Source organism: Pseudomonas sp. A214 (genome assembly GCF_900156295.1).
In the GTDB taxonomy this organism is placed as follows: Bacteria; Pseudomonadota; Gammaproteobacteria; order Pseudomonadales; family Pseudomonadaceae; genus Aquipseudomonas; species Aquipseudomonas rhizophila.
Map to the genome: position 1 here is coordinate 610,468 of NZ_LT707062.1, position 12,320 is coordinate 622,787.

General features: G+C 56.9%; 10 protein-coding genes and 1 rRNA gene. 8 read left to right on the forward strand and 3 right to left on the reverse strand.

The window, feature by feature from the left end:
• Window positions 1-56: 56 nt before the first annotated feature.
• The 3 genes from BW979_RS02730 to BW979_RS02745 form a co-directional block, all read right to left on the reverse strand.
• Window positions 57-1,593: ribosomal RNA gene (locus tag BW979_RS02730) — 16S ribosomal RNA — on the reverse strand.
• 626 nt (window positions 1,594-2,219) lie between these two features.
• Entirely contained in the window at window positions 2,220-3,440 is a 1,221-nt protein-coding gene (locus BW979_RS02740) for a CaiB/BaiF CoA transferase family protein (RefSeq protein WP_076383120.1), read from the reverse strand.
• Between the two features lie 13 nt (window positions 3,441-3,453).
• The gene (locus BW979_RS02745; protein WP_025216186.1) at window positions 3,454-4,635 is read right to left on the reverse strand and encodes an acyl-CoA dehydrogenase; all 1,182 of its coding nucleotides are present in this window, start codon (window positions 4,633-4,635) and stop codon (window positions 3,454-3,456) included.
• A 157-nt stretch (window positions 4,636-4,792) separates the two neighbouring features.
• Here BW979_RS02745 and BW979_RS02750 point away from each other — a divergent pair, with 157 nt between their 5' ends.
• The 8 genes from BW979_RS02750 (at window position 4,793) to BW979_RS02785 (ending at window position 12,309) form a co-directional block, all read left to right on the forward strand.
• Window positions 4,793-5,689: a LysR family transcriptional regulator gene (locus tag BW979_RS02750; RefSeq protein ID WP_076386503.1), complete on the forward strand. Its 897-nt coding sequence runs from the start codon at window positions 4,793-4,795 to the stop codon at window positions 5,687-5,689.
• A 434-nt stretch (window positions 5,690-6,123) separates the two neighbouring features.
• The gene (locus BW979_RS02755; protein WP_047230082.1) at window positions 6,124-7,245 is read left to right on the forward strand and encodes a Re/Si-specific NAD(P)(+) transhydrogenase subunit alpha; all 1,122 of its coding nucleotides are present in this window, start codon (window positions 6,124-6,126) and stop codon (window positions 7,243-7,245) included.
• A gap of 15 nt (window positions 7,246-7,260) precedes the next feature.
• A complete protein-coding gene (locus BW979_RS02760; protein WP_003187010.1) occupies window positions 7,261-7,584 on the forward strand; it encodes an NAD(P) transhydrogenase subunit alpha in 324 nt (107 codons plus the stop codon).
• The gene (locus tag BW979_RS02765; protein WP_047230081.1) at window positions 7,584-9,020 is read left to right on the forward strand and encodes an NAD(P)(+) transhydrogenase (Re/Si-specific) subunit beta; all 1,437 of its coding nucleotides are present in this window, start codon (window positions 7,584-7,586) and stop codon (window positions 9,018-9,020) included. Before BW979_RS02760 ends, BW979_RS02765 begins: the two co-directional genes overlap by 1 nt.
• A gap of 198 nt (window positions 9,021-9,218) precedes the next feature.
• Complete coding sequence (locus BW979_RS02770; RefSeq protein WP_047230080.1) at window positions 9,219-10,712, forward strand: acetyl-CoA hydrolase/transferase family protein; 1,494 nt, start codon at window positions 9,219-9,221, stop codon at window positions 10,710-10,712.
• 318 nt (window positions 10,713-11,030) lie between these two features.
• Window positions 11,031-11,246, forward strand: a complete 216-nt coding sequence (locus BW979_RS02775) for a DUF1127 domain-containing protein (RefSeq protein WP_047230079.1) — start codon at window positions 11,031-11,033, stop codon at window positions 11,244-11,246.
• Between the two features lie 328 nt (window positions 11,247-11,574).
• On the forward strand, window positions 11,575-11,892 hold the full coding sequence (locus BW979_RS02780; protein WP_047230078.1) for a DUF2388 domain-containing protein: 318 nt from the start codon (window positions 11,575-11,577) through the stop codon (window positions 11,890-11,892).
• 108 nt (window positions 11,893-12,000) lie between these two features.
• Window positions 12,001-12,309 (forward strand): DUF2388 domain-containing protein, encoded by a 309-nt coding sequence (locus BW979_RS02785; protein ID WP_047230077.1) that lies wholly within the window; start codon window positions 12,001-12,003, stop codon window positions 12,307-12,309.
• Window positions 12,310-12,320: the final 11 nt, after the last annotated feature.

Below are 12,320 nucleotides of genomic sequence, written 5' to 3' on the forward strand. Positions count from 1 at the left end.
CTTCAATGAATCAAGCAATTCGTGTGGGAGCTCATGAAGCAGCTGCGGTCGTCGATTAAGGAGGTGATCCAGCCGCAGGTTCCCCTACGGCTACCTTGTTACGACTTCACCCCAGTCATGAATCACACCGTGGTAACCGTCCCCCCGAAGGTTAGACTAGCTACTTCTGGTGCAACCCACTCCCATGGTGTGACGGGCGGTGTGTACAAGGCCCGGGAACGTATTCACCGCGACATTCTGATTCGCGATTACTAGCGATTCCGACTTCACGCAGTCGAGTTGCAGACTGCGATCCGGACTACGATCGGTTTTGTGGGATTAGCTCCACCTCGCGGCTTGGCAACCCTCTGTACCGACCATTGTAGCACGTGTGTAGCCCAGGCCGTAAGGGCCATGATGACTTGACGTCATCCCCACCTTCCTCCGGTTTGTCACCGGCAGTCTCCTTAGAGTGCCCACCATTACGTGCTGGTAACTAAGGACAAGGGTTGCGCTCGTTACGGGACTTAACCCAACATCTCACGACACGAGCTGACGACAGCCATGCAGCACCTGTCTCAATGTTCCCGAAGGCACCAATCCATCTCTGGAAAGTTCATTGGATGTCAAGGCCTGGTAAGGTTCTTCGCGTTGCTTCGAATTAAACCACATGCTCCACCGCTTGTGCGGGCCCCCGTCAATTCATTTGAGTTTTAACCTTGCGGCCGTACTCCCCAGGCGGTCAACTTAATGCGTTAGCTGCGCCACTAAGAGCTCAAGGCTCCCAACGGCTAGTTGACATCGTTTACGGCGTGGACTACCAGGGTATCTAATCCTGTTTGCTCCCCACGCTTTCGCACCTCAGTGTCAGTATCAGTCCAGGTGGTCGCCTTCGCCACTGGTGTTCCTTCCTATATCTACGCATTTCACCGCTACACAGGAAATTCCACCACCCTCTACCATACTCTAGCTCGACAGTTTTGAATGCAGTTCCCAGGTTGAGCCCGGGGATTTCACATCCAACTTAACGAACCACCTACGCGCGCTTTACGCCCAGTAATTCCGATTAACGCTTGCACCCTCTGTATTACCGCGGCTGCTGGCACAGAGTTAGCCGGTGCTTATTCTGTCGGTAACGTCAAAACACTAACGTATTAGGTTAATGCCCTTCCTCCCAACTTAAAGTGCTTTACAATCCGAAGACCTTCTTCACACACGCGGCATGGCTGGATCAGGCTTTCGCCCATTGTCCAATATTCCCCACTGCTGCCTCCCGTAGGAGTCTGGACCGTGTCTCAGTTCCAGTGTGACTGATCATCCTCTCAGACCAGTTACGGATCGTCGCCTTGGTGAGCCATTACCTCACCAACTAGCTAATCCGACCTAGGCTCATCTGATAGCGCAAGGCCCGAAGGTCCCCTGCTTTCTCCCGTAGGACGTATGCGGTATTAGCGTCCGTTTCCGAGCGTTATCCCCCACTACCAGGCAGATTCCTAGGCTTTACTCACCCGTCCGCCGCTCTCAAGAGGTGCAAGCACCTCTCTACCGCTCGACTTGCATGTGTTAGGCCTGCCGCCAGCGTTCAATCTGAGCCATGATCAAACTCTTCAGTTCAAACATCTTTGGGTTTTGAGAAAACCCTAAACTTGGCTCAGCAATCGTTGGTTACATCTTTGATTTCTCGCGGAGTAACTTGTGATGCTGATAATCTGTTGACTAGCAGTCTAACTCCACAAGCACCCACACGAATTGCTTGATTCAGTTGTTAAAGAGCGGTGGGTTGAGCCTTTCGTCTCAACCGAGGCGCGCATTCTACAGCGCCCGGCGTATCTGTCAAGCGGTTATTTTAAGAAGTTTTCAAAGTTTCCTCTGCAACTTCAACCACTTGCGCTTCCGATCTCTCGTTAGCGGGAGGCGAATTCTACAGCGTTACTCGCTGCTGTCAACACCTCTTTTTGACCGCTTTCGATCGAGAAGATCGAATCGTTAACGGAGCCAGGAAAACCGCCCCACCAACTGCTTCCCAAGCTTCGATGACCTGAAGCCCTGCGCTGCCGAAAATCGTTTAACTCATTGAAACTCAAGGAGTTTTTCGTTTCGACTGCGCCGGAAGTGGGGCGAATTATAGACTTCCAGAATTTGCCGTCAACCCTTAATTTCGTTTTTCTATCAATAAGTTGCAGGGCATTCGAAAAAGCCACCGCGCCCCTCAAAAAGCCTCTTCTATATAGAAGAGAGAATCAGAGCACCCCAGCCTCTCTCAACCCCGTCACCATCGCCTCATCCAACCCCAATACTCGCTGCAGGACATCCCGCGTGTGCTCCCCTAATAAAGGAGGCGCATTGCGATATTCCACCGGGGTCTCGGACAGCCGGATCGGGTTGGCAACCTGCGGCACTTTACCCGCCAGTGCATGAGGCAACTCCATCGCCAGCCCACGCGCCTGGACCTGAGGATCAGCAAACACCTGGGACAAATCGTTGATCGGCCCACAGGGCACACCAGCCTGCTCCAACTGAGCGACCCATTCGGCAGTGGTCTTGAATACCGTCGCCTGGCGAATCAAAGGTATCAATACTGCACGGTTCGCCACCCGCAACTTGTTTGTCGCAAAACGCGGGTCATCAGCCCACTGCGGCTGACCCGCGACCTCGGCGAACTTTCGGAACTGACCGTCATTGCCTACCGTAAGGATGAAGTCACCGTCAGCCGTAGGAAAGTCCTGATAAGGCACTATGTTCGGATGAGCGTTGCCCAACCGCTTCGGCGCGTTGCCCGTGGTCAGGTAATTCATCGCCTGGTTCGCCAGGCAAGCCACTTGAACGTCCAGCAAGGCCATGTCGATATGCTGCCCGCCGCCGGCATGATCGCGGTGAGCCAACGCTGCCAGGATGGCCACGGTCGAATAGACACCAGTCAGGATATCCGTCAGCGCCACCCCTACCTTCACCGGGCCCGCCCCCGCATCACCTTCAGGCCGGCCGGTGAGACTCATCAAGCCCCCCAACCCCTGGATCATGAAGTCATATCCGGCGCGCTTGGCGTAAGGACCGGTTTGACCAAACCCGGTAATCGAGCAATAGATCAGTTGCGGGTTGATCGCCTTCAGCGAGTCGTAGTCCAGGCCATAAGCCGCCAGCCCACCTACCTTGAAGTTCTCAATCAGAATGTCGGACTTGGCCGCCAACTCCCGCACCAACCTTTGCCCCTCGGGGTGCGTGAAATCGATGGTCACCGATTGCTTGTTGCGATTGGCCGACAAGTAATAGGCCGCCTCGGTGGTATTCTCGCCAGACGCATCCTTCAGGAACGGCGGTCCCCAGGCGCGCGTATCGTCGCCACCACCCGGCCGCTCGACCTTGATGACCTCAGCTCCCAGGTCCGCCAGGATCTGACCAGCCCACGGCCCGGCCAGCACCCTCGATAAATCCAGTACCCGCAGATGCGAAAGCGCGCCCATGCCGTTCCCCCTATTAATAGAACGCCTGGATACCGGTTTGCGCACGCCCCAGGATCAGTGCATGAACGTCATGAGTACCTTCGTAAGTGTTCACCACTTCCAGGTTGACGAGATGGCGAGCGATGCCGAACTCATCGGAGATGCCATTGCCACCCAGCATGTCCCGCGCCATGCGAGCAATATCCAGGGACTTGCCGCAGGAGTTGCGCTTCATGATCGATGTGATTTCAACAGCGGCCGTACCCTCATCCTTCATACGACCCAGACGCAGGCATCCTTGCAGGGCAAGGGTGATTTCAGTCTGCATGTCGGCCAGTTTTTTCTGGATCAACTGAGTGGCAGCCAAAGGACGACCAAACTGCTGCCGATCCAGGGTGTACTGGCGCGCGGTGTGCCAGCAGAATTCGGCAGCACCCAAGGCCCCCCAGGAGATGCCATAGCGAGCCGAGTTCAGACAGGTAAAAGGCCCTTTCAGCCCACGCACATCAGGAAAGATGTTTTCTTCTGGAACGAAGACGTTATCCATGACGATCTCGCCAGTGATCGAAGCGCGCAGACCGACCTTGCCGTGAATCGCCGGTGCACTCAGGCCTTTCCAGCCTTTCTCGAGAACAAAGCCACGGATGTCACCGGCGTCATCCTTACCCCAGACGACAAATACATCGGCAATCGGACTGTTGGTGATCCACATCTTGCTACCCGTGAGGCTGTAGCCGCCTTCTACTTTGCGCGCACGGGTAATCATCGCTCCCGGGTCGGAACCGTGGTTCGGCTCTGTCAGACCAAAGCAACCGATCCACTCGCCGGAAGCCAGCTTCGGCAGGTACTTCTGCTTTTGAGCTTCGGTACCGAACTCATTGATCGGCACCATGACCAACGAGGACTGCACGCTCATCATCGAGCGATAACCTGAATCAACGCGTTCCACTTCACGAGCGATCAAGCCATAGCTGACGTAGTTCAAGCCGCTGCCGCCGTACTGTTCAGGAATGGTTGCGCCCAACAAGCCGACCTCACCCATCTCACGAAAAATCGCCGGGTCGGTTTTTTCATGACGGAACGCTTCCAACACCCGCGGCGCGAGCTTCTGTTGGGCGAACTGCTCGGCAGTGTCGCGAATCATGCGTTCTTCTTCGGTGAGTTGCTGGTCCAACAACAATGGATCAATCCAGTTGAAACTCGCTTTACCGGCCATGAAAGAATCCTCGCCAATCAGATTAAAAATCGTGGATTGATCCTAGGCGCGCTTTCCTATCAGAGCAAACGAGGATTACGCACGCTCTTGTGCTAATTTCTCACTCCGTAAACGCCCTGAACCCCGTTTACGATCCTGACGAGTGAGGTTGATGTACATGCGCAGAAAAATCCCCAGCACCGCCGCTCTGGTCAGCTTCGAGGCCGCCGCACGTCATGAGAGCTTCACCAAGGCCGCACAGGAGCTTTCCCTCACACAGGGCGCTATTTGTCGACAGATCGCCAGCCTGGAGGACTTCCTCGGTGTGGAGTTGTTCCGACGTTCACGGCGGGGAGTCAAACTGACAGAGGCCGGACTTTCCTACAGCCGCCGCGTTGCCACTCAACTGGACGCCGTGGAGCGCGATACTCTTTCAGTGATGGGGCATACCGGCGCCAACGTGATAGAGCTGGCAGTGGTTCCGACGTTTGGTACTCAATGGCTGCTACCGCGCCTCAAGGACTTCCAACAGCAGCATCCAGAAGTCACGGTCAATCTGACCAATCGCACGCGGCCGTTTCTCTTTGCGGATACGGATTTTGACGCAGCCATTTATTTCGGCGATGCGGACTGGTCCGGTACCGAATCCCACAAGCTGATGGGAGAAAACCCGATGCCCGTGTGCAGCCCTACCTTACTGGGCAACCGGAACAGCCTGACACCGCAAGCCATCGCCGAACTGCCCCTACTTCAGCAAACCACCCGCCCGTATGCGTGGCGCCAGTGGTTCAACGCTCAAAACCTCAATATCGCGCGAGACCTGACAGGCCCGCGTTATGAACTATTCTCCATGCTTGCCCAAGCGGCGATGCATGACATGGGAATCGCCTTGATTCCACCTTTTTTGATCCAGCGCGAGCTGGCCGAGAAACGATTGGTCGTTGCCAATCGAAATGCCTTGTCGAGCATCAAGGCCTACTACCTGATGATCCCCGAACGAAAGGTCGAATCGGCCTCTCTGAGGGCTTTTCGCGATTGGCTGGTCAATCAAGCTAGTAGCTACAGCCTTGATTAACAAGGAAAAACTCTATATCCGACTCCGGTAGTAAGCTAATCAAAAGCGCTACAGATATAAATTTATGTCGCATACAGTCAATCTGTTACGAAATCAGTACCGTAGTCTCATAACCGTTCAAATACGTGGCTTTGAGCCACGTTACGCAGCTCATCAGGGTTCATTCACGTCGCCAATGGAAAAATCGTCAAATTTGGCCTGAAACCCTGGAAAGCCCAGCCTACAAGGGATATATGCCGATCATTGCGACATTCGGTCACAGGGTGACTTGTAGTTAATTTTCCGTCACCCGTCATAATCCCTTGAAGGGCTGAATTTTCGCCTGCAAAATGCCGCGCCCCGCCTGATTCGGCGGGATCGTGCTGATCGGCCGCCCCAGCCGCACCATCCGAAGTGCCTGGGTTTACTCAATAAGATCACGCAGGAGATTTGACGTGCACATTGGTGTTCCTCTCGAAACCCAGACGGGTGAAACGCGGGTTGCTGCAACCCCGGAAACCATCAAGAAGCTGATCGGCCAAGGCCATAAGGTCACTGTTCAAAGCGGTGCCGGCATCAAGGCCAGCGTTATCGACAGTGCCTATGAAGCAGCGGGCGCCACCATTGGCAGCGCCAGTGATGCTTTCGGGGCCGAACTGATTCTCAAGGTGGTCGCCCCCAGCGACAGCGAACTGACGCTGATCAAGAGCGGCACCGTTCTGGTGGGCATGCTCAATCCGTTCAATAACGAAACCATTGCCAAGCTGGCCGAACGCGGCATTACCGCTTTCGCCCTTGAGGCTGCACCACGTACCTCCCGTGCCCAGAGCCTGGATGTGCTGTCGTCTCAAGCGAACATTGCCGGCTACAAGGCCGTGCTGCTGGCCGCCCACCATTATCCACGCTTCATGCCGATGCTGATGACCGCCGCGGGTACCGTGAAAGCGGCGCGGGTGCTGATTCTCGGTGCTGGCGTGGCTGGGTTGCAGGCGATTGCCACGGCCAAGCGCCTGGGTGCGGTGATCGAGGCGTCGGACGTGCGTCCGGCAGTGAAGGAACAAATCGAATCCCTCGGCGCCAAGTTCGTCGATGTACCTTACGAAACCGACGAAGAGCGTGAATGCGCCGTCGGCGTTGGCGGCTACGCCCGACCCATGCCCGCCAGCTGGATGCAGCGCCAGGCCCAGGCCGTGCACGAGCGCGCCAAGCAGGCTGACATCGTCATCACCACCGCATTGATTCCGGGCCGCAAGGCACCGACTTTGCTCAGTGCCGAAACCGTCGCACAGATGAAACCCGGCTCGGTGGTCATTGACCTCGCGGCCGCCCAGGGCGGTAACTGCCCGCTGACCGTGGCCGATCAGGTGGTGATCGAAAATGGCGTGACCATTTGCGGTCCGACCAACCTGGCCGGCGAAGTCGCGGCAGACGCTTCGGCGCTGTACGCCCGTAACCTGCTGGACTTCCTGAAGCTGGTCTTCACCAAGGAAGGTCAGTTCGACGTGAACCTGGAAGACGACATCGTCGCCGCGTGCCTGATGTGCCGCGACGGCCAAGTCATCCGCAAAAACGCCTAAGCAGGGATTCAGACAATGGAAGAGCTTATCTCCCCCGGTATCTACAACCTGATCATCTTTGTGCTGGCGATTTATGTCGGTTACCACGTGGTCTGGAACGTAACGCCCGCGCTGCACACACCGCTGATGGCGGTGACCAATGCCATTTCGGCCATCGTGATCGTCGGCGCCATGCTTGCCGCCGCACTGACCGTGACCCCGCTGGGCAAGACCATGGGCACCCTCGCCGTGGCCCTGGCCGCAGTGAACGTGTTCGGCGGCTTCCTGGTGACGCGCCGCATGCTTGAGATGTTCAAGAAAAAAGCCCCGAAAGCCGTAAAAGAAGAGGCGCCCAAGTAATGAGCATGAACCTGGTAACGACGCTCTACCTGATCGCGTCGATCTGCTTCATCCAGGCCCTCAAAGGCCTGTCGCACCCCACTACATCTCGCCGAGGCAACCTGTTCGGCATGCTCGGCATGGCGCTGGCGGTGCTCACTACCGTGGGTCTCATCTATAAGTTGGGCGCCGAGCTGGCTACCGCAGGCATCGGCTATGTGATCGTCGGTCTGCTGGTCGGCGGCACTGCCGGGTCGATCATGGCCAAGCGCGTCGAGATGACCAAGATGCCCGAGCTGGTGGCGTTCATGCACAGCATGATCGGCCTGGCCGCGGTATTTATCGCGATCGCCGCCGTGGTCGAGCCGCAGTCCCTGGGCATCGTCAAGCAACTGGGGGATTCAATTCCGGCCGGTAACCGTCTGGAGCTGTTCCTTGGCGCCGCCATCGGTGCAATCACCTTCTCCGGTTCGGTGATCGCCTTCGGCAAGCTGTCGGGCAAGTACAAGTTCCGCCTGTTCCAGGGCGCACCGGTACAGTTTGGCGGCCAGCACAAGCTCAACCTGATCCTGGGCCTGGCAACACTGGGTCTGGGCCTGATGTTCATGTTCACCGGCAACCTCGGGGCATTCGCCCTGATGCTGGCCCTGGCGTTTGTGCTGGGCGTGCTGATCATCATCCCGATCGGCGGTGCGGACATGCCGGTGGTGGTGTCGATGCTCAACAGCTATTCCGGCTGGGCTGCAGCGGGTATCGGCTTCTCGCTGAACAACTCGATGCTGATCATCGCCGGCTCCCTGGTGGGTTCCAGCGGTGCGATCCTCTCGTACATCATGTGCAAGGCGATGAACCGTTCGTTCTTCAACGTGCTGCTCGGCGGTTTCGGCAACACGGCGGATGCCGCTGGCCCGGCAGGCTCCAAAGAAGCCCGTCCGGTGAAATCCGGCTCGGCTGACGACGCCACCTTCCTGCTGACCAACGCCGATACCGTGATCATCGTGCCGGGCTATGGCCTGGCGGTGGCACGGGCGCAGCACGCGCTGAAAGAGCTGACCGAGAAGCTGACCCATCACGGCGTGACCGTCAAATATGCGATCCACCCAGTGGCTGGTCGTATGCCCGGGCACATGAACGTATTGCTGGCCGAGGCCGAAGTGCCTTACGACCAGGTGTTCGAGATGGAAGACATCAACTCCGAGTTCGGCCAGGCCGACGTGGTGCTGGTACTGGGTGCCAACGACGTGGTCAACCCGGCGGCGAAGAACGATCCGAAGTCGCCGATTGCCGGCATGCCGATCCTCGAAGCCTTCAAGGCCAAGACCATCATCGTCAACAAGCGCTCGATGGCCAGCGGTTACGCCGGCCTGGACAACGAGCTGTTCTACCTCGACAAGACCATGATGGTGTTCGGTGACGCCAAGAAGGTTATCGAAGACATGGTCAAAGCGGTGGAATAACGCTCACTGCTTCGCCACTAACGCCCCGACTTGTCGGGGCGTTTTGATTTGTATCAAGGCCGAACGTTACCGATCCGGTAATAATGTTTTGCCTGAAACGCCCGTAATAGACGCCTTAAATGCGACTTTTGTAGCGGGTCGGGCACGGCGCGAATTCACTAGACTGCGCATCCAGCTTCCAGCCCGAGATAACCACCCATGTACCGTGATCGCATCCGCCTGCCCTCGTTGTTGAACAAAGTGATGAGCGCTGCAGAAGCAGCCTTGCTGATTCAGGACGGCATGACCGTCGGCATGAGCGGTTTCACCCGCGCCGGAGAAGCGAAAGCAGTGCCCCACGCCCTGGCTGAGCGCGCCAAGGTCACGCCACTGAAAATCAGTCTGATGACCGGTGCGAGCCTGGGGAACGACCTCGACAAGGAACTCACCGAAGCCGGCGTACTGGCCCGGCGCATGCCATTCCAGGTCGACAGCACGTTGCGCAAGGCGATCAACGCTGGCGAGGTGATGTTCATCGACCAGCACCTGTCGGAAACCGTCGAGCAATTGCGTAACGCCCAGCTCAAGTTGCCGGACATTGCAGTGATCGAAGCCGTGGCCATTACCGAGCAGGGCCATATCGTGCCCACCACCTCGGTGGGCAACTCGGCCAGCTTCGCTATTTTCGCCAGGCAGGTCATTGTTGAAATCAACCTGGCCCACAACCCTGATCTGGAAGGGTTGCATGACATCTATATCCCGACCTATCGCCCGACCCGCACACCGATTCCCTTGGTGAAGGTCGACGACCGTATCGGCAGCACCGCCATCCCGATACCGCCGGAAAAAATCGCCGCCATTGTCATCACCAATCAGCCGGATTCGCCTTCGACAGTCATGCCGCCGGACAGCGACACCCAGGCCATTGCCGATCATTTGATCGGCTTCTTCAAACAGGAAGTCGCCGCCGGGCGCATGACCAATAAACTCGGTCCATTACAGGCCGGGATCGGCAACATCGCCAATGCCGTGATGTGCGGGCTGATCGACTCCCCATTCGAAGACTTGACCATGTATTCAGAGGTCCTGCAGGACTCTACATTCGACCTTATCGACGCCGGCAAACTGAGCTTCGCCTCTGGCAGCTCCATTACGCTGTCGGGCCGGCGCAATGCCGACGTATTCGGCAATCTGGAGAAGTACAAGGACAAGCTGGTCCTGCGCCCCCAGGAAATTTCCAACCACCCCGAGGTGGTACGCCGCCTTGGCATCATCGCCATCAATACGGCACTGGAGTTCGACCTCTACGGCAACGTCAACTCCACCCATGTCTGCGGCACGCGGATGATGAATGGGATAGGCGGCTCGGGGGACTTTGCGCGTAATGCACATCTGGCGATTTTCGTGACCAAGTCGATCGCCAAGGGCGGCGCAATTTCCAGTGTCGTGCCGATGGTCAGCCACGTGGACCATACCGAGCACGATGTCGACATCCTGGTGACGGAGATTGGCCTGGCCGACCTGCGTGGCCTGGCGCCAAGGGAGCGGGCGCGGGTGGTCATCGACAATTGCGTGCATCCGTCCTATCGCCAGGCATTGAACGAGTATTTTGAAGCGGCGTGCGCCTTGGGCGGACATACACCGCACATCCTGCGCGATGCACTGAGTTGGCACCTGAATCTGGAAGAGACCGGGCAGATGCTGGCGGTTTAATACAGCTGGATCACCCTGGCAGCAAATACAGTTTTCACTGGCCATCGCTTTCAGCCCACAAACCACAAAAACTGTACTACTGTACCTGTGATTTCCTACAGCAAACTCCTACACATCTCCGCTTTCACAGCAAAAACGCACGAAAATAGTGCACACAGGTACAGTTGCCTCAATATCGACCAGTACACCACCGTTTAACAGTTAACTGGTCTCTCACATTACAGGTGAACTGTATCTAGAGAGACTGGCCAAACGAGAGGATCATGGGCACCAGTTAAACCACTACCTAATCCCGCCATAAGCGGAAGGATGTCAACCATGGAACGTACACTCAGTTCCGAGCTGTTCTTCGAAGACAAAGCTGAAAAAAACCAGGCTTCCCTGCCTCTTCGCGTTATCGCTAACCTGATGTTGTGGCAGCGCCGCATCGCCAGCCGCCACCAACTGGCCCGTCTGGATGCACGCCTGCTGGCTGACGCCGGTATCAGCGAAGCACAACGCTACGAAGAGCTGAGCAAGCCGTTCTGGCGCTAACTCAGCGTCGCTGGCCCTGACCCACCGGGTCCACCGCCAGCACCGAATTGAACAAACAAGACCCGTCGCGGGAAACCGCGACGGGTCTTGTCGTTTCAGAGGCCTGGTTTTGCCAAAAACCACGCACCTGCACAGTTAAGAATAGTTAGAAAATAACCAGTACAGTTTTATCGAGCTGTTGTAGAAGCGTGGAAATTGCCAATGGCCAAGCTGTCATCCACCTCGTTCTGACCTAATATCGAAACGAACGTGGCGAAGCGGGTCGAGCATGCGTCTTCTCTTCCAGCTACACGCACCGGCACCACTTCATTATTCAAGGAGTTTCATCATGATCCGTCTTCGTCTGCTCAGCGCCGCCGCCCTGCTGGCCGTAGCCGCACACTCCAATGCCAGTAGTTTTATCGTCACCACCGACTCCCTCGTGGGTGCGCTCAAGGCCACTTCCGACGCAACGTCCGATATCACTTCGTCGTTTCGCGACGACAAAATTGTCCTGGCCGCTCGTGACGATGCGGCCAGTTTCGTCGCCAGCAACGGCGCCATCCGCGGTGTGAAACTGGAAAGCGCTCTGGATTACATCCGTCAGCAGGCGCCGCAGTTGAACGCCTCCGACGCGCAGCTGGCCCAAGCCATCCTGGTGATCTGATTCCAGACATGAAACATCGGGACGCCAATGGTGTTCCGATGTTTCAGCGCTGGCTCTGGCGCAGTGGTTTGCGCTAGCCTTCGGACTCACCATCAACAGTCGAGTCCCATGCGTTTCTACTCAGATCTGTCCCTCGCTTTTTTCTTCAGCGCTTTATGCTGGTCCGTTCCGGCCCATGCTTTCGATGTCTCCACCCAGCAAGTCGTGATCAGCGGCTATGCCACGAGCATGGTGACCTCCGCGCCCTTCGACCATAAACTGATCGCCGCCGCCCACGATGACGCTGCGGCATTCGTTGCCAGCGATGGGCAGTTGAGAGGTGCGCAACTGGAGTCGGCCCTGGATTATCTACACCGGACCCAACCAAAACTTCACGTCAGCGACCTTGAACTGGCACAGGCAATTCTCGTCCAATAGTTATCTTTATT